Below are 17,004 nucleotides of genomic sequence, written 5' to 3' on the forward strand. Positions count from 1 at the left end.
CCAACAACAGCCATCCGGGCGGTGAGCGCGGTTCGGCGGGCCGGTTCACCGTCTAGCCGGATCGACGCGCGCTCTGCCGCTGACGCGACCGTCGAACCGCCCGGATCCGGCGGGGAACACCCCACCCATCCCTGAGGCCGAAGAGCGCCGTCACTGGTCGGCACGCGCCCGAAGAACAGATAAAGACCGGACTGTCAATAAGCGAATCGGTATTGGTTAAGGCCACAAGCAACCCCGGAACTGCAAGGCATTGAGATTCCGATCTCTGCCGGCGGATTTCCTGGTCGATGAGGGAAACGAAATCTATGCTTGCCGCCGAAAACACTGCGGCCCGGTCGGGGCCGAGCGGAACACCGATACAAGGATTTGCGAATGCGCCGGAAGTCTGCTCTGAGCAACGGCCCTGCTGGCGTCAGCGACGTAACGTCGGAGGGCCAACTGCCGACCGCTACCGCGGAGGGTGCCGCGCGCCGATCCGCGGTCGCCGAGGAACAGGCGTTTCTGGACGTGGCCACCGCCCGGCGCGACAGGCTGGTTGACCACCTGCGGGTCGAGCTTTCGGCCGAGGCCCGGGACGCGTTGGAACGAGCCCGGCAGCGCATGCTCCGCCAACAGTACGACGAGCTACAGCGGGCGGGAGAAGGGCTGGTCTTCGGTCGCCTCGACGGCCTTGACGGCACCGTGCGACACGTAGGCCGTGTCGGTCTCCGCAAGGACGACGAGGACGGTGAGCCACTGCTGGTGGACTGGCGCGCTCCCGCAGCTCGGCCCTTCTACACCGCGACGGCTGTCGACCCACAGGGTCAGGCGCGGCGCCGGCACATCCGCACGACGGGATCGGCCGTCGTCGGCGTGGACGACGAGCCCCTGGACGGGAGCACCACGGCGGACCTCGTCGGCGAGGGCGCTCTACTGGCTGCCCTCGACCAGCGGCGCACCGGTCACATGTCGACGGCGATCTCCACCCTGCAACGCGAACAGGACGACATCATCCGGGCTGAGGCGACCGGCCCGCTGATCGTTCAGGGTGGTCCCGGCACGGGCAAGACCGTCGTTGCTCTGCACCGGGTCGCGTACCTGCTGTTCAGTCACCGGAAGATGGCCGACCAAGCGGTCCTGGTCCTCGGCCCCTCGCCGCGGTTCCTCCAGTACATCGCCCAGGTGCTGCCCGCGCTCGGTGAGACCGCCGTCGTCTCGGCGACCTGCGACACCCTGCTGGCCGGCATCGACGTGGGCCGCGACGAGAGCCGGCCTCTCGCCGAGATCAAGGGCCGCGCCCTCTGGCAACCCACACTCGAAGGCTACGTCGCGTCGCTGCTCCCCCGGCCGCGCGAGCTGAAGCTGCGCTGGGAGGGCGAGTTCTACGTCATCCCGGCCGCGACGGTGGCGCAGGCGCTCGCCTCGGCGGTGCAGGGACGCCCGTACCACCGTGCCCGCGCGGCGTTCGCCGAGCAGGTGCATCACCTCCTTGCCGATGTCGTCGCCGAGCAGCGCGAGGCGCTGATGGATCAGATGGAGGAGGGCTTCGAGGACATCCTCGCCAGCGTCGACAAGGGCATGGGGCAGGACCACCACTCCGCCCGAAGGGCCACCGGGAGCGACGTCAACGGGTTGCTCTCCGAGGAGGAGATCGAGCATCTCCGTTGTCGAATCGCGGAGAACGCCACCATCGCCCGGTTCATCGAGGCATGGTGGCCCACCCTCGACGCCGAAACCCTGCTGGGCGATTTCCTGAGCGACCGCACGCTGCTGGCCCGTTTCGCCCCGCAGCTGTCCGCCGAGGAGATCACGGCCGTCTCGGCCGAGCCCACCCCGTGGGCATCAAGTGACATCCCGCTGCTCGACGCCCTCGCCGATCTGCTCGGCGAGGTCGACGCCCCGCAACCACAGGGCGAGTTCGTCGCCGACCGCGCGCGCCGCCAGCGCGGCTGGGTGTACGGCCACATCGTCATCGACGAGGCGCAAGAGCTGTCCGAGATGCAGTGGCAGATGGTCCTGCGGCGCTGCCCCAGTCGCTCCATCACCGCCGTCGGCGACATCGACCAGGCCGAGGCGGCGCACCGGCACACCAGTTGGGCACAAGCGGTGCAGGCTGCCTTCGGAGACCGCTGGACCGCCGCGCAACTCACCATCTGCTACCGGACCCCACGCGAGGTCATGGACCTCACCGGGCCGGTCTTGAGGAAGGCTGGCAGCCACAACACTCCACCACGAGCGGTACGTTCCTCCGGCATCGCCCCCTGGGAGCTCACGATCACCCCCGCTGAGCTTGCCGGTGCCGCGGTCGAAGCGGTGCGGCAGTTGCAGCAACGGTGGCACGGCGGCACGGTCGGCGTCATCGCCCCCACGGAGCGCATCGCCACACTCCAAGCCGTGCTGAGTGGGGTGCCGGTGCTCACCGCGACCCAGTCCAAGGGACTGGAATGGGACGCGACACTCCTCATCGACCCTCAGGGCATCGCCGCCGAACCGCGCGGCTGGAACGGCCTCTACGTCGCGCTCACCCGATGCACCCAGGAACTCGGGCAGCTGACACTCACGCAGTAGTCGCCAGACTCATGACGAAGATCCATGGCACAAATGTCCGTTCTCAGGATTCCACCTGATGACGTACGACCGTCGCATCCAGCGCCTCTACGAGGAGATCCAGCGCATCACTGATGACTTTTAGGTAGTCGGCGGCCAGTCCACGCGTGTACGGCGTCAGGGCGTCGGACCTCGAGTGCGTGATCAGGTAGCTCGCCAGGCCGTTCGCCCGGTCAGCGCCATCGAGGGCGCGGATGACCGTGGCCCACTGGGGCATCCCCGTCCGGATGGCCAGTTGGCTGGCGCTGCCCCGCGTCAGCGGCCCGAACGCCTCCTCGATGCTGTCCATAGCGGTCGCGAGCGCGTCCCGCGCTTGGCGGAGGTCGGCGGCTTCGATCATGGCGAGGCCCGTGGAACGGCCCGGCGGCCACCGCCAGGCAGGAACGCCCGCGAGTGCCTGTTGCGCCGCCGCCGCGACGGACGGCTCCCGTTCAAGCCCATCCGGCGGACGAGTCGGCGACGTCCCGGATGGGCCCTCCTCGCCAGGTGAAAGAGCTGCTGCCAGTGCCTCGCGGGCCGCCCCTACGGACTGGGCGAATTCGATACTCGCGCCAAACGCGTCGACCCTGTTCATCCGCTCGAAAAGGTGGTGGACTCGCGAGCGGAACATCACCGCCAAGACCGCAACGAGCAGCGGCCAAACCAACACCCGGACGTACGCGAGGACAAGCTCCGCCACACGCATGTCCCCATCGTGAACGATCACCGCAAGGTCGCCACGTCAACCACGCATCATCGGCGCGCTCAGGAGAGTCCTCACTCGCGTGGTGGGGCGCTGTCTTCGGACTCAAGCTGCGCCGCCACCTCGACGAGAGGGCGTTACGCGGATGGATCACCGCCGTCTGGCGATCGCCGCGAGCTACGGAAGCCCAGATAGCCGTTCGGCGCCCGTTGACGCCCAAGGTGGGTCCGGCCGGCCAGCCAGGCGCCGATAGAGCGCTCGGGCTTCGTCGTGCCGGCCGGCGTCGCGCAGAGCGTCGCCGGCATCGAGTACCAGGCCGGGGTCGTCCAGGCTGGTCAGCGCGTGACGGTAATAGGCGAGGCCGGCCGACCTGGTGGCCGGGTCGCCGCAGAGCAGGCGCCCCAGCTCGCGGGCCGCGATCGGCGACCAACGCGCGTCGTCCAACTCAACAGCCTGGCGCCAAGCCTGTTCGACACGGCCGGCGTCGCCCAGGGCGGCCAGCCGAGTGCCCCGGCGACATGCTGCCTCACCGGCCCAGCGTGGATCCCCGGCCTCGACTACCTTGGCGTACGCCTCCGCGGCCGTGGCGTCGTCGCCGTCGGCCGTCGCCAACTGACCGAGTCGCATGGCGGCGAGGGTTCCCCAGCCGCTGCGGTCCTCACCGAAGCATCATCGCAGCTTCGGACGCTCGGCTTGGGCACCGTTCTGCTCGGCACCGACGGCGGTGGAATGAACCGGACCGCCGCTTCGGCAAGCCTGGTTAACCCCGACGGCTCTTGGACGTCTGCATGGAGCGTGCGGTGGAGCGGGCGGCGGTGTCGATGAGGTCTGCGACCGGGCCGGGTTGCGAGACCGCCACCGCGTGGGAAGCGGCGATCTCAACTGCCGTGGACCCCGCCCTGTCGGCCAGGAAGCGCTGCAAGTCTGGCGGAATGCCCTGGTCCTGGGTGGTGATCAGGGTCCAGGAGGGGATCGTCTTCCAGGCGGCCTTCGTCACGCCCTCCTCCTGGGCGCTCGCCGAGGCGGGCCGCTGCGTTGCCGCCATGATTTCGGCGGTGCCGGAGTCGACGTCGGCGGCGAACACCTCGGGGTACTTGTCCTGCAGGATGTACTGGTCCATGGTCGTGCCGCCGTCGTCGGAGGGGATCGGCACCATGTTGATGCTGGTGGCGAGCTGACTTCCGGGGTACTTGGTGAGCAACCCGATCACGCTTTCGCCTACGTCCGGGCTCACGCTGGCGACGTACACCAGGGCCTTGACGTTGGAGGCACCGGCCGCGGCCTCGGTCATGACCAGCCCGCCGTAGGAATGGGCCGCCATCACGACCGGTCCGGGCAGGCTGTCCAGGAGAGCCCGTACGTAAGCGGCGTCCTTCTGCACACCGCGCAGCGGGTTGGCGACGGCAATGACCGGGTACCCCCGACGTTTGAGGTTGGCAATCACCCCATTCCAACTCGACGAGCCGGCGAATGCCCCGTGGATCAGCACAACTGTCGGCATCCCTGCGTCCTGGGCAGACATGTCAGGAGCAGCGCTCATCTGGAGTTCCTTTCGAGATGCCTCACCGCCCCGCCGCCTGCGGTATGCACGCCGGACCGACGAGGACGATCGGCGGAGCATTTTCAGTGGGCGCCACGCCAATACCTGAGACACATCAGACCGAACGTTCTGTCGCTAAGATGGTTGGATGGCGAGCGACGAACCCAATGCCCGACCCTCTGAGGCACGTCTCAAGCTTCTCCATACGGCGACCAGGATCTTCTACGCGGAGGGCATCCACTCCGTCGGCGTCGACCGGATCATCGCCGAGGCGAAGGTGACCAGAGCTACTTTCTACCGGCACTTTCCCAGCAAGGACGACCTCATCCTGGCCTACCTGCGTGAGGTGCATCAGCTGGAGCGCGGCATGGTCGACCAGGCCCTCTCCGCCAACCGACCGCCGGTCGAGCCGCTCCTGACCATCGCCAATTCCATCGCTCAGAACATCCAGTCCCCCGGGTTCCGCGGGTGCGCGTTCCTGAACGCCGCGGCGGAATATCCCGACACGAACCATCCGGTACACCAAGAACTCATGGCCCACCGGCAGTGGTTCCTGGACACCATCACCATGCTCATGGCACAGGTCCACGAAGGAACGGCGGACCCCGCAGCGCGCCACTTCGTCATGCTTCGGGACGGCGCCATGGCGGCCGGATGCCTCTCCGACCCCACGTTGGTGTCCGAGACCTTCCTGCGCGGTGTCGAAGGACTCCTCAGGATCAACTCGGAGCGCCAGTCGACAGAGTCGGCCCGTTAGCCCGCGCACGACCTCGGGCTGGGCCACCCCCGGTGAGGGGATGACCCAGCTCCTCAGTATTGCCGCCACCGGTTGAGCCCGCCCTCGCTCGCAGGCGACGGCGCGGACGGCCGCACGGCTCAGATCAGCGGCCGTACGCCTCGAGCAGGCGCAGCCAGACCTCGCTGACGGTTGGGTACGCGGGCACGGCGTGCCACAGCCGCTCCAGTGGGACCTCGCCGACGATGGCGATCGTCGCGGCGTGGATCAGTTCCGCGACGTCCGGGCCGACGAGGGTGAGGCCGACGATCACCCGTCGGTCCTCGTCCATGACCATCCGGGCCTGCCCCTGGTAGCCGTCGGCGTGCAGCGCGGCCCCGGCGACGGCGGCCAGGTCGTAGTCGACGACTCGGATCCGCAGCCCGGCGGCCTCGGCGGCGGCTGCGGTCAGCCCCACCGACGCGATCTCCGGGTCGGTGAAGACGACCTGCGGCACGGCGCGCTCGTCGGCAGTGGCGACGTGCCGACCCCACGGGCGGTCGTCAGCCGCTTCGCCAGTGGCCCGCGCCACGATGACGTCGCCCACCGCGCGAGCCTGGTACTTGCCCTGGTGGGTCAGCAGCACACGCCGGTTGACGTCCCCGGCCGCGTACAGCCAGCCGTCGCCGATCAACGCGCCGGCATCATCGACCACCCGCAGGGTGTCGTCGACAGTGAGCCAGGCGCCCGGCTTCAGGCCGATCCGGTCGAGGCCGACGTCGTGCGTGTTCGGCGTACGGCCGATCGCCACGAGGATCTCGTCGGCATCGACCTGGTCGCCGCCGGTGAGCGTGATGTGCACCGTGCCGTCGCCGTCACGGCTCACCGACGTGGCCTCGACCCCAAGACGGACCGACACGCCAGCTTCCCGCAGAGACTGCGTGACCCGCTCGCCGACGAACGGCTCCGCCGGCGTGAGCACTCCGTCCCGCGCGAGCACCGTCACCGCCGACCCGAGGCCCGCGTAGGCCGTCGCCATCTCCGTGGCCACCACGCCACCACCGATGATGGCGAGCCGGCCGGGAACCTCGCTCGCGGCGGCTGCCTCACGGCTGGTCCACGGCGTCGCCTCGCGCAGACCGGCGATGTCCGGCACCAGTGCGCCACTTCCGGTCGCGAGGACGACCGCGTGTCGGGCGGTGAGCGAGGTGGTGGCGCCGTCCGTGCCGGTCACCTCGACGGTCCGGTCGGAGCTGATCCGCCCCTGGCCCCGATACAGCGCAATCCCCGCGGAGTCCAGCCAGGACACCTGACCGTCGTCCTTCCAGTGCGAGGCGACGGAGTCCCGGCGGCGCAGCACGGCCGCCGCGTCCAGCACGCCGGTCACCGCCTCGCGCGCACCGGGCAGCTGACGAGCCGCCCGGAGCGCGGTCTGGCTGCGCAACAACGCCTTGGTCGGCATGCAGGCCCAGTACGAGCACTCACCACCCACCAGTTCCCGCTCGACGATCGCGGCGGTCAGGCCGCCCCGCACGACGCGGTCGGCGACGTTCTCCCCCACCGGTCCGGCGCCGATGACAATGACGTCGTACGTGGCGTTCTCCACGTCAGTTCCCCTTCGCGGCGCGGCCGAGGCGGATGGCCGCGATCAGGAAGAAGATGGCGCCGGGGATGGCGTACCCGATCGCGTTGGTCAGCGCCGGGTTGTCCGCCGAGGCGGCCGCGAAGAACGATCCACCGGCGATCACGGAGATGCCACCGCTGATGATCATCGGCCACTGGCCACCCATCTTGCGGCGGGTGACAGCCACGATCAGCTGCACCAGCCCGGCCACGACCGCCCAGGCGCCCCAGACGCGCAGGACCGCCGGGATGCCGGACGCGCCAGCGATGCCCAGGCCCACCGCGGCGAGCAGGCTGATCGCGACGTTCACGTACAGCAGGGTGGGCGATCCGGTGGCCCGCGACGCTCGGACGTCGACGATGGCGGCGGCAACGTCGAACAGCGGGTAGAGCACGAGCAGCGCGGCGGTGAGGGGGTTGAGGTGCTTGGCGAGTGGGAGCGTCACGGCGGCCCAGACGATTGCGAAGGCGAAGCGACCGAAGTACAACCGCCGCAGGGCAGCGGCCGTCGTCGAGATGCCGGGAACGGCAACGGTGGTCATGGTCATCCTCTCGGTGATTCCGGAGCGAAGGGGACGTCCAGCGGGGGGTGCGGGCCGCCGCCGGGAGGGGAAGGGCGGTGCTACTTGATGTTTGAGAACAGCCCCGTGATCTCCACCTGAGCACCGTGGAGCCCGCCGAAGACGGCACCGGCGGCGGGCGTCGCGACTGCGGCAGCGGCGTCCTCGTAGCTGGCGAAGTACAGGTCGAGCGTCCGGTAAGCGGGAGTGGGCGTGCCGTCCTCCTTCGGCCACACCTTGGCCGACTCGACCCGCTGAAGCTTCGGGAACGTCTCGGCGGCCCGGCGTACGTCGACGTAGACCTTCTCGAACTCGTCGGGGTCGGCGGGGTTACCGATGACGAGGGTGATCTTGGTGGGCATGGCGCTCTCCTTCAGGCACGGCCGCACTTGGCCGACGCCAGGTGGAACGACCGTTCTGTCCCTGAGAACGTACCGGACCGGGCCTTGACCGTCAAGACCGACCGTTCTATCTTGCCGGGAGCCACGATGGCGCTCGCCACTACGCGTGAAAGCAGCGCGGCTGCGATCTGACCTCGAGGTGTCGGCGTTACGCGGCGAAAGGGGTCATCGCGGCGACCGGACCGGTGCATGTCCGCTTCGGTCGTGGCGGCGTCGGTAATGCGGCACCGACCGCGAAGGGGCTGCCGTCACCGAACGCTAGCCGCGCGAAGTTCTCGGCGATACGGCGATGTCCCGCAGGGTCCGGGTGGACCTCGTCGGGCTGGCAGTTCGGCGTAGTCCGGCTCGCCGTACAGGTCGCGTCCATCGAGGTGGTGCAGATTCGGGTCGTCGACCGAGCGCTGTTCGACGATGCGGGCGAGTTCGTCACGGATAACGTTGAGCGTCAGCCGCCCTGCGCTGCGCTCGGTCATTGCCTCAAGCCTCTCAAGGAATCTCGGTGTTCATCGGCGAACCACTCCGGCCAAACGCACGCTGACGTAGCTGCGCAGGACCGCCACGTCACGCCTCGGAGTCGCGATCTCCGGACGTCTCCCGTCCGATCGGCGAGGCGGAAACCTTCAGCGACTGGCCCCGCCTTCGCAGCGCGCCGGTCAGCGCGACCAGGGCCAGCACTCCGGCCACCACGCTCAGCCCGGCCATCGGCGTCCAACGGGCCAGCAACGGCGTGAACAGCAGCAGGGCGACGAAGCCGATGATCTGGGACCGGGAGGGTTGGCCGAAGATCTCGTACTCCAGCCGCATGCGGGCGACGAGGAAGAGCATCGGACCGCCCACCACGAACAGCAGCCAACTGGGCCGCGGCTGCCCGTACGGATGATCGATCACCAGCTCGTAGCCGACCGCCGTGACGAGCACGCTGAGCACGATCAACAGATGTGTCCGTTCCGACACCGCTCCCAGCCGGCCGGGCATACCCGCACGGTCGAACGTCTCCGTCAGCAGCAGCCCGGCGCGGTAGAAGTAGATCCGCCAGAGCAGCGCGCTGGTGGCGAACGCGACCGCGAAGGCGGCTGCCCGCTCCGCGGAGTAGTCCGCGCCGCTGAAAACCACGCCGATAACCAGAATCGACTCACCGAGCGCGATGAGGAACATCTGCTGATAACGCTCCGCGAGATGGGTCCCCGCGATCCGCCACCGACCCACCTTCGCGACCCCGAGCCGCGGCAGCGGCCAGCCCAATGTCCAGGCGAGGTAGTCGACAGCGAGGGCGACAATCCACAGCGGCAGGCGGAGGTGATCCGGGCCCAACGCGCCAGCCAGCCACAGCGGGGCGCTCGCCAAGGCCCACACGGCAAGCCGGAAGGGCACCAGCCGTCGCGGATGGCCACGCAGCGCGAGGGCGACCACGAGCGGCCGCACCACCATCACCATCAGGTACGCGACCGCGAACGGCAGCGCTCGCTCCTCCATGGCGCGGGGCAGCGTCACCGCCATGATCAGGCCGGCGAACATGGTGCCGACCACGACGGCCTGAATGATCGGCTGCTCCGGTTCGTACCGGCTGGTGATCCAGGCGGTGTGCGACCAGATCAACCAGAGCGCCAGAAAAAGCAGCAGGGTACGCCCGACCCCCCCGGCGAGCGCCCAGCCGGTGTCATCACTCAACCCCGCGAATCGTTGTGAGACCCGGGTGAGGGCCACAACGAACGCCAGATCGAAGAACAGCTCCAGGAACGTCGCCCGACCCGAGCTCACCGGAGGGCGCAGCAGTTCGGCACCCCGCCCCGCCGCCATCGTCCGCCTCCGTCCGCCCCTCGCTACCAACGAGCCGGCAGCCAGCGGAGTTGCGTCAGCGCGCACCCCGCCGCAACCACACCTGGTACGACCGGCCGCGAGAGATCAGCGAGAGGTTGGATATCGATTCGGACCAATGTATCGTGGGAACGCTCCCAGACCGCGTCCACCACCCACCTGCTCGAGGAGCTGAACATGTCACGACGACGTCGTCGCCCGGCCGCCATGCTGGCCGGGTTGCTCGTTCTGGCCCTGGCTACGTCTCTGTCGCCACTGGCGCCGGTGGCCGGCACCGCCGCGGCCGGCCCATCGAAACTCCGTGCTGCGCCACTCGCTGAGCTGACCGTGGTTTCCGAACAGGTGGCTTTCGGTCTGCAGCGTCCGATCGCGATCACCGGGCTGCCGGACGGCCGGATGCTGATCGCGGAGAAGAACGGCACTGTCCGCGCCTACCACCCCGACACCGGCCTGGCACCCGACCCGGTGATCGACCTGACCGCCCGGATCGACACGTCGGACAACGAGCGCGGCCTTCTCGGCATCACTCCGGCGCCGAACTTCGCGCGGACCGGGATGCTCTACGTGGCCTACACGAGCCTGCCGGCCGGCGCGCTGACCCTGGCGCGAGTGCCCATCAACGCTCCTGATCGGGTGCAGGTGCTGCTCACCCAGGAGCACGCCGAGTACGGCAACCACAACGGCGGACAGGTGGCCTTCGGCCGCGACGGCTACCTCTACTGGTCCCTCGGCGACGGTGGCTACGCGAACGACCCCTACAAGAGCGGCCAGAACCTCGGCACCCTGCTCGGCAAGATTCTGCGGATCGACGTCAACCGCAGCTGCGGGGGAAAGCCCTACTGCGTGCCCTACGACAACCCGTTCGTCCGCACGCCGGGCGCGCGCCCGGAAATCTGGGTCTACGGGCTGCGCAATCCGTGGAAGTTCTCCATCGACCCGGCCGACAACTCGCTGTGGATCGGTGACGTCGGCCAGGGTCTGATCGAGGAGATCAACCACGTCCGCCCGTCGCAGCGTGGCGCGAACCTCGGCTGGTCCTGTCGAGAGGGCACGCCGGTCTTCGACGAGACGCAGTGCCGGCCGGGCGTGCGACTCACCGACCCGATCGTCGAGTACGACCACTACATGACGGAGAACTGCTCCATCATCGGCGGCCTGGTGTACCGGGGGTCCGTCACCCCGGAGGCGCGGGGCACCTACATCGCCAGCGACTACTGCTCGACCCGCGCTTTCGCCGTGCGTCCCAAGTCCACGGGTGGCTACGAGTCCGCTGAGATCGGCACCTTCCCCACCCAGCCGACGGCGTTCGGCGCCGATGTGAACGGCGAACTGTACGTGCTCAGTGACCTCCCGGGATGGCTGAGCAAGGTGCGGTTCGAGCGGGTCCAGCCGACCCCCACCGGTGGGGCGACGATCCGCTGAACCTCGGGACATGCCCTTGACACCCGCGCTACCTCAGGGGACGGCCGCGTTCGGCGGCCGTCCCCTGCTCGCGCCGGGCTGGTGCTCCCCAGTTGACAGATCAACCTTGCCGTGGCCGATGGCACTGGCGTCGTCCGGTCCGCGCCACGCCTTCTCGACCGACAGCCCGGCGGCGCGCTGCCGCCCGATGACGAGCCGGCCCAGCACCGCCGCCACCGTCCCGGTCACCACCCCTGTGAGCACCCCGGTGACGAGGCTGGAGAACACCGCCGCCACCCGAAGGATCGCTTCCTGCGCCCGGGGGTCGATGTCCCCGAGCCTCGGCCCGGTCGCACCGAACGCCTCGTCCCACAGAATCTGGTGACCAACCGCGAGCAGGACACCGTAGATCGTCCCGATGACCACCACGGTCAGGAACGGACGCGGCGGACGCCGCCACAGCACGGCGGCCACCCAGCAGATCAGCGGTACGACCGCGAGCAGGACGGCGGCCAGCCGCCCTTCCTCGACGACGTGCAGGTCGTGCAGGACCACCCGCGGTGCGGCCAGTACGGCGAGCGCGACCAGAGCCGGCCAGGAGAACCCGAGAGCACGACGCCCGGCGCTCATCGCTCGACCCGTACCGGCGCGGTTTCCCGGGCGAAGCGCAGCAGGGCGGTGAAGGCCAGCGCGGACGTCACCGCTCCCCCGGCGAGGCGCACCCAGTGGCCGGCGACGAACTCCTCGGCGACCTGGCGCAGGTACTCCGGTGAGTGCGTGCCGACCGGGTCGACGAACATGATCTCGTTGCGCGGCCAGAAGAACACCACCGAGAACAGGAACTCGCAGGCGATGAAGACCACCGCGGCGGCGGCGACGTACCATCGAAGCCGCCGATTGCGCCACGTGAGGGCGGTCGCGGCGAGGCTCGTCAGCACGACCGAGGCGCCCAGCGGCGGGAAGTAGTCGCTCGGGCCCCCGGCGACCAGGAACTCACGGGCCCGGTCCAGCGAGGCGGGCGCGTCCCCGAAGATGTTCGGGTAGAGCATCACGGTCTCGGCCGCGACCCCACCAAAGGACATCATCGCCGCCCAGACGAGCACGATGAGCACGATCCAGGTCAGCTTGATACGGGACACAGCAGCACTCTCCCTGACTTTCGGGCGCCCCTGCGGGCACGATCTGTGATGTCGCCGTCGACGCTAGGTCGCCCATTCGGGGCCGTCTGCCGCGCAGCCGCGCGAGCTGACATCGCTTCTCGACGTACGTGCCGGGGCGGGGATGATGCCTGGGGACGGCAGCGGCGCGGGCCCGCACCGACTTAGGCTCACGGACGTGCAGGCCACCTCACCCAGCCGAACCGAGGCGCTGCTCGCTGTGGCCATCCTGGGCCTGGTCACGGCGGCGGTCGTGACCGAGGACGCGTCAACCGCGCAGGCGGCGCTGGCCGGCGGATTCGGGGTCGGATTGGCCGTACTGCTGCTGGTGGCCCGGCGTTGGACGGTCCCCGCGCTGCTGGCGACAGCCGCCGGCATCCTCGGCTACTACGCGCTGGAGCTGCCGCCGGTCGGCGTGGCCGCCCCGGCCGCCGCCATCCTCTACGTGGCCGCCCAGCGGGGCCGGGTGGTCCCGGCCGCCGCCGTCGGCGGGAGTCTGCTGGCCGTTTCGGTGGCCGCCCGGCTCGTCGAGGGAGACGACATCTCTGTCGTGATCGGCGCCGGTCTCGGCTCCGAGGCGGCCCTGATACTCGCCGTGATCGCGCTCGGTGACGCCGTCCGCAACCGGCGTTCGCTACGGGTCACGCTGGCCCGGCAGGCCGCCTCGGCTGCCGAGGAACGCCGCCGCGAGGCCGCCCGGCAGGTCGAGGCCGAGCGGTTGCGCATCGCCCGGGAGGTGCACGACACGCTCGGACACACGATGTCGGTGATCACCCTGCAATCGGCTGTGGCGCGGGAGGCACTTGCCGATGCCGAGCCCGGGCAGGCCGAGGAGGCCCTGGCCGCGATCCACTCGGTGAGCGGCAGCGCCATGGCCGAGCTGCGTGCCACATTGGGCACGCTGCGTCGTGAGCCCGGACCGCGCGAGCCGGCCCCCGGCTTCGCCCAGTTGCGTACGCTCGTCGAGGGCGTCCGCCGGGGTGGGCTGCCGGTCGAGCTGCGTCTCGACGGCTCGGTCGACGCCCTGCCCACGGTGGTCGGCAGCACCGTCTACCGCATCGTGCAGGAGGCACTGACCAATGTGCTGCGCCACGCCCACGCCACCCGCGCCACGGTGACGATCCGGGCGACCCCGGCCCGCCTCTCGGTGGAGGTCGTCGACGACGGCCGGGGATCCGTCGGAGGCACGGCAGGTGAGACGGGGCAGGGGCTGCGCGGTATGTCGGAGCGGGTCGCTCTGCTCGGCGGAACCCTCGATGCCGGCGAGGCCGCTGACGGCGGCTTCCGGGTCTCGGTCCACCTACCGCTGGCCGGGGTCGCCGCATGAGCGACGTACGCGTCGTCCTCGTCGACGACCAGCACCTGGTGCGCACGGGACTCCGCGCGTTGCTGGAACGCGCCTCGGACATAACCGTGGTCGGCGAGGCCGGCGACGGCCGGGCCGGCGTGGCAGTCACCCGCGAGCAGCGGCCCGACGTCGTCCTGATGGATGTCCGGATGCCCGGCGGCGACGGCATCGAGGCGACCCGCCGCATCCTCACCGACCCGACGCTGGCCGACGTGCGGGTGGTCATGCTGACCACCTTCGACGACGACGAGTACCTCTTCGAGGCCATTCGCGCCGGCGCCGCCGGCTTCCTCCTCAAGGACACCCCGCCCGACGCCCTGCGGGACGCCGTCCGGGTGGTGGCCGGCGGAGACGCGCTGCTGTCACCGGCGGTGACCCGGCGGGTGATCGCCGCGGCCGCCCGCTCCCCCGTCGGGGACCCGGCCCGGCTGGCCGGGCTCACCGGGCGGGAACGCGACGTCCTGGCGCAGGTCGGCACCGGACGGTCGAATGTGGAGATCGGAGCGGCCCTGCATCTCAGCCCGGACACCGCCCGCACGTACGTGAGTCGTCTGCTGCACAAGCTGAACGCCCGCGACCGCGCCCAGCTGGTGGTCATCGCGTACGAGAGCGGGCTGGTCCGCCCCGGCGACGGCTGAGCCTCTCCGCCCGCGACGCCCAGCACGTGACCGGAGCCGCCGCTGGCAACCTGGCCCTACTCGGCGCGGCGATCCGGAGCGCGCGAGCCGTACGCCGGGCCGAACACCACCAGCAGCGCCAGGTCCTCGGTCACCTCGTCGAACCGGTGCTCCTCGCCAGCCGGCACGAAGATCACCGAACCCGGGCCCACCTCGGCCGCGCCGTCCGGGGTCACGATCCGGGCCCGCCCCGCGGTGACCACGTAGATCTCATCCTCGGTGTGCGGGCTCTGGCCGTCGAGGCCGCCCGCCGGGATGCAGTACGTTCCCACCGACAGGTCCGGCACCCTCAGGTGTTCGACCCAGTCGTTGGCCGCCCCGGTGGGTGCGGTCCACTGGCCCGCGCCTTCGATGATCAGCATTGCGGAAGCCTAGCTCGGCGCAGATCATCGGCTCGGCCCGGTTGAGGAACAGTTCGAGGTCGTACTGCGAGCCGCCACCGTGGCCCTCCTCCACCTCGATGTCGAGGAACCGGGACGCGATCGCGGCGGGAACCACGTTGTGATGTACGCCGAACGCGATCTGGACCAGCGGGTGCTGGCGGGCCGAGCTGACGATGCCGAGCGCGTCGACGATGTCCGCGAACGGCACCGCGCCGTTGTCGAGGCTCCCGGCGATGCTCCGATGAACCCCCGACAGGAATTGCGCGACGTTGGCGTCGGGCCGGACGTCGACACGCACCGGCAGCAGGTTCACCGTGAGCCCGACCAGCTCCGTCAGCTCCGCACGGCGGCCCACCACCGGCATCCCGATGACGAGTTGCTCCACATCGCTGTGGCGGGCCGCCGTCAGCCCCAACGCCGCGAGCAGAAACGAGGTCGTCGTGATCCCGGCCGACGCGGCGGCGGCGCGTACGCGATCGGTCAGCTCCGGACCAGGTCCACCGCGACGCGCGCGCCACGAGCCTCGCGCAGCGGCGCCCTCAGCTTGTTCGACGGCAGCTCCAGCGACTCGGGGACCCCGTGCAACTGCTGCTTCCAGAAGGCCAGCTGCCCGGCCAGGGCACCGCTGGCACGTTGCTGCCGCAACCACCCGTCGTAGGCGTCGGCGTGGACCGCCGGGCCGGGCTCGTACTGCTCACCGACGACGAGCGCGTCGTATCGGGCGAAGACCTCCCGCAGGACGAGCGCGATGCTCCAGCCGTCCAACAGGATGTGGTGCACCGTGAGCACGAGGGCGTGGCGCCGCGGACCCGACGAGGCGAGCGCGAACCGGATCGGCGGGCGGTTGGCGAGATCGAACGGCGTACGGTCCAGCCGCTGCGCGAGAGCCTGGACGATTCGCTTCTGTCTGGGGATGCCGCGTGGCAGCGAGACAGGTTTCAGGGCTCTTCGACAGGGACGATCAGCGCACGGCGTACTCGCTCGTGACCGTCAACCGACATCTTCTGCCGATCTCGCAACTGACAGCGGAGGACAACCGACTGGGGCTCACCGAAGTAGCCGCCGACTGAGGCCAGTTGTTCTTCAAGCAAGGCACTGCTGGCCACGGTGGTTGGAGATCAAGGCAGGCGAGCGCTCACCAGCGGATACGCGGCAGTGAGGACCCTCTCGGACCGCCCATGTCCAGATCGGTCTCCCGTCACCAGAGAACAGCGTGCGGCTACCCGTCGCGACTCGCTACCGCAGTGCTGCTGCGAGTTCGGCGGCGTTGTCGAACGCGGGTGCCGCCCTTTCTGATTCGTCTTCCGTGAGCGTGACGGACCGGGCGCGGGCCAGCATCTCGGCCGCGGTCTTTGGATCGTGCAGCACCAACGCGAGTTCGGCGCGGTAGACCAGGACCTCTACCTGCTCGACCGGGTCGTCGTCGGCGTGCGGGCGGGCCAAGGCGCTGTCGAGGATCCGCACGGCCTGTCCGACGTTTCCCCTGGAATCGGCCTGCACGACAGCATTTGCCAGGGCTTTGGCCAGCCGCCCGGCAGGCGTGGCGGCCGGCATGGGCGCGGTGGCGGCGTCCCGAAAGACGCGGATCCAGTTGCCGCCCGGGTCGATGACGCTGAATCCGCCCAACCCGTCGGCGTTCTTCCGCGCCCGGGGCCGGGTCATCCGCGGCGTTCCGGACACCAGTACCTTGCCGTACGCGGCGCGCATGCCGGCTGCGAATGCCCGATGCAGTCCCTCGATGTCCGCGGTGAGTACGAGACACGAGCCATAGGACTGCTCCGGGTCAAATCCGGCGATCTCGAAGAACTGCAGATGCAGGTCCTCCCGCTGCACCCCCACACACGCGTAGGGCTTGCGTTGCTTGTACGTGGTGCGGAAACCGAGAACTCCGTAGAACGTTTCGATCTCGTCAATGGATGCGCACGGCAGCAGGGGAACGGTCCGCTCGTTGGTCATGCCACCTTCCTAAGCGTCGCGGGGTGTCGGTCGCACATGGAAATAGCCGATCATCGCCTTTGATCATCCGATCGGCTGATGACCCAGAACGCACCGGCGCCGCTGAGCACCGGCCCACCCGCACGCCGTCCTGCCGCTGACCCGGGGCCACCCACCTGGC

General features: G+C 69.7%; 18 protein-coding genes and 1 pseudogene. 5 read left to right on the forward strand and 14 right to left on the reverse strand.

Annotated features, from left to right (window positions below; genetic code table 11):
• The first annotated feature begins 372 nt into the window (after positions 1–372).
• Positions 373–2,547, forward strand: a complete 2,175-nt coding sequence (locus AC5L30_RS21525) for a HelD family protein (RefSeq protein ID WP_494869410.1) — start codon at positions 373–375, stop codon at positions 2,545–2,547.
• 43 nt (positions 2,548–2,590) lie between these two features.
• Here AC5L30_RS21525 and AC5L30_RS21530 read toward each other — a convergent pair whose 3' ends face one another.
• The 3 genes from AC5L30_RS21530 to AC5L30_RS21540 form a co-directional block, all read right to left on the reverse strand.
• The gene (locus AC5L30_RS21530) at positions 2,591–3,271 is read right to left on the reverse strand and encodes a hypothetical protein (protein WP_494869411.1); all 681 of its coding nucleotides are present in this window, start codon (positions 3,269–3,271) and stop codon (positions 2,591–2,593) included.
• Between the two features lie 174 nt (positions 3,272–3,445).
• The gene (locus AC5L30_RS21535; protein WP_494869413.1) at positions 3,446–3,895 is read right to left on the reverse strand and encodes a hypothetical protein; all 450 of its coding nucleotides are present in this window, start codon (positions 3,893–3,895) and stop codon (positions 3,446–3,448) included.
• A gap of 133 nt (positions 3,896–4,028) precedes the next feature.
• Entirely contained in the window at positions 4,029–4,769 is a 741-nt protein-coding gene (locus AC5L30_RS21540) for an alpha/beta fold hydrolase (RefSeq protein ID WP_494869414.1), read from the reverse strand.
• 187 nt (positions 4,770–4,956) lie between these two features.
• Between AC5L30_RS21540 and AC5L30_RS21545 the strand changes: the two genes are divergently transcribed.
• Entirely contained in the window at positions 4,957–5,565 is a 609-nt protein-coding gene (locus AC5L30_RS21545) for a TetR/AcrR family transcriptional regulator (protein ID WP_494869416.1), read from the forward strand.
• Between the two features lie 124 nt (positions 5,566–5,689).
• On the opposite strand, the gene AC5L30_RS21550 is transcribed toward AC5L30_RS21545, so the two are convergent.
• The 5 genes from AC5L30_RS21550 to AC5L30_RS21570 all read right to left on the reverse strand — a co-directional run bounded on the left by AC5L30_RS21550 (position 5,690) and on the right by AC5L30_RS21570 (position 9,904).
• Positions 5,690–7,129, reverse strand: a complete 1,440-nt coding sequence (locus AC5L30_RS21550) for a dihydrolipoyl dehydrogenase family protein (RefSeq protein ID WP_494869417.1) — start codon at positions 7,127–7,129, stop codon at positions 5,690–5,692.
• 1 nt (position 7,130) lies between these two features.
• Complete coding sequence (locus AC5L30_RS21555) at positions 7,131–7,688, reverse strand: hypothetical protein (protein ID WP_494869418.1); 558 nt, start codon at positions 7,686–7,688, stop codon at positions 7,131–7,133.
• A gap of 80 nt (positions 7,689–7,768) precedes the next feature.
• Positions 7,769–8,068: a hypothetical protein gene (locus tag AC5L30_RS21560; RefSeq protein WP_494869419.1), complete on the reverse strand. Its 300-nt coding sequence runs from the start codon at positions 8,066–8,068 to the stop codon at positions 7,769–7,771.
• 287 nt (positions 8,069–8,355) lie between these two features.
• Positions 8,356–8,580 (reverse strand): hypothetical protein, encoded by a 225-nt coding sequence (locus AC5L30_RS21565; RefSeq protein WP_494869420.1) that lies wholly within the window; start codon positions 8,578–8,580, stop codon positions 8,356–8,358.
• Between the two features lie 88 nt (positions 8,581–8,668).
• A complete protein-coding gene (locus AC5L30_RS21570) occupies positions 8,669–9,904 on the reverse strand; it encodes a low temperature requirement protein A (protein WP_494869421.1) in 1,236 nt (411 codons plus the stop codon).
• 195 nt (positions 9,905–10,099) lie between these two features.
• Between AC5L30_RS21570 and AC5L30_RS21575 the strand changes: the two genes are divergently transcribed.
• Complete coding sequence (locus tag AC5L30_RS21575; RefSeq protein ID WP_494869422.1) at positions 10,100–11,344, forward strand: PQQ-dependent sugar dehydrogenase; 1,245 nt, start codon at positions 10,100–10,102, stop codon at positions 11,342–11,344.
• Between the two features lie 33 nt (positions 11,345–11,377).
• Here the strand turns inward: AC5L30_RS21575 and AC5L30_RS21580 are convergent, their stop codons facing one another.
• Positions 11,378–11,953 carry a hypothetical protein gene (locus tag AC5L30_RS21580; RefSeq protein WP_494869423.1) on the reverse strand — a complete coding sequence of 192 codons (576 nt, stop codon included), beginning with the start codon at positions 11,951–11,953 and terminating at the stop codon, positions 11,378–11,380.
• On the reverse strand, positions 11,950–12,462 hold the full coding sequence (locus AC5L30_RS21585) for a DUF1772 domain-containing protein (protein WP_343059623.1): 513 nt from the start codon (positions 12,460–12,462) through the stop codon (positions 11,950–11,952). The genes AC5L30_RS21580 and AC5L30_RS21585 overlap by 4 nt, the downstream gene beginning before the upstream one ends.
• Positions 12,463–12,658: 196 nt before the next feature.
• Between AC5L30_RS21585 and AC5L30_RS21590 the strand changes: the two genes are divergently transcribed.
• Together AC5L30_RS21590 and AC5L30_RS21595 are read left to right on the forward strand one after the other, a co-directional pair.
• On the forward strand, positions 12,659–13,807 hold the full coding sequence (locus AC5L30_RS21590) for a sensor histidine kinase (RefSeq protein WP_494869425.1): 1,149 nt from the start codon (positions 12,659–12,661) through the stop codon (positions 13,805–13,807).
• Positions 13,804–14,466 carry a response regulator transcription factor gene (locus AC5L30_RS21595; protein ID WP_494869427.1) on the forward strand — a complete coding sequence of 221 codons (663 nt, stop codon included), beginning with the start codon at positions 13,804–13,806 and terminating at the stop codon, positions 14,464–14,466. Before AC5L30_RS21590 ends, AC5L30_RS21595 begins: the two co-directional genes overlap by 4 nt.
• A gap of 56 nt (positions 14,467–14,522) precedes the next feature.
• Here AC5L30_RS21595 and AC5L30_RS21600 read toward each other — a convergent pair whose 3' ends face one another.
• The 4 genes and pseudogenes from AC5L30_RS21600 to AC5L30_RS21615 all read right to left on the reverse strand — a co-directional run bounded on the left by AC5L30_RS21600 (position 14,523) and on the right by AC5L30_RS21615 (position 16,844).
• A complete protein-coding gene (locus tag AC5L30_RS21600; protein ID WP_494869428.1) occupies positions 14,523–14,867 on the reverse strand; it encodes a cupin domain-containing protein in 345 nt (114 codons plus the stop codon).
• Between the two features lie 202 nt (positions 14,868–15,069).
• A pseudogene (locus AC5L30_RS21605) lies at positions 15,070–15,486 on the reverse strand (condensation domain-containing protein); the annotation flags it as partial.
• Positions 15,369–15,830: a condensation domain-containing protein gene (locus AC5L30_RS21610; protein WP_494869450.1), complete on the reverse strand. Its 462-nt coding sequence runs from the start codon at positions 15,828–15,830 to the stop codon at positions 15,369–15,371. The gene AC5L30_RS21610 and the pseudogene AC5L30_RS21605, both read right to left, overlap by 118 nt.
• A gap of 294 nt (positions 15,831–16,124) precedes the next feature.
• On the reverse strand, positions 16,125–16,844 hold the full coding sequence (locus tag AC5L30_RS21615; protein WP_494869429.1) for a DUF8817 family protein: 720 nt from the start codon (positions 16,842–16,844) through the stop codon (positions 16,125–16,127).
• Positions 16,845–17,004 lie beyond the last annotated feature (160 nt).

The sequence above is a fragment of the Micromonospora sp. BQ32 genome (assembly GCF_059358895.1).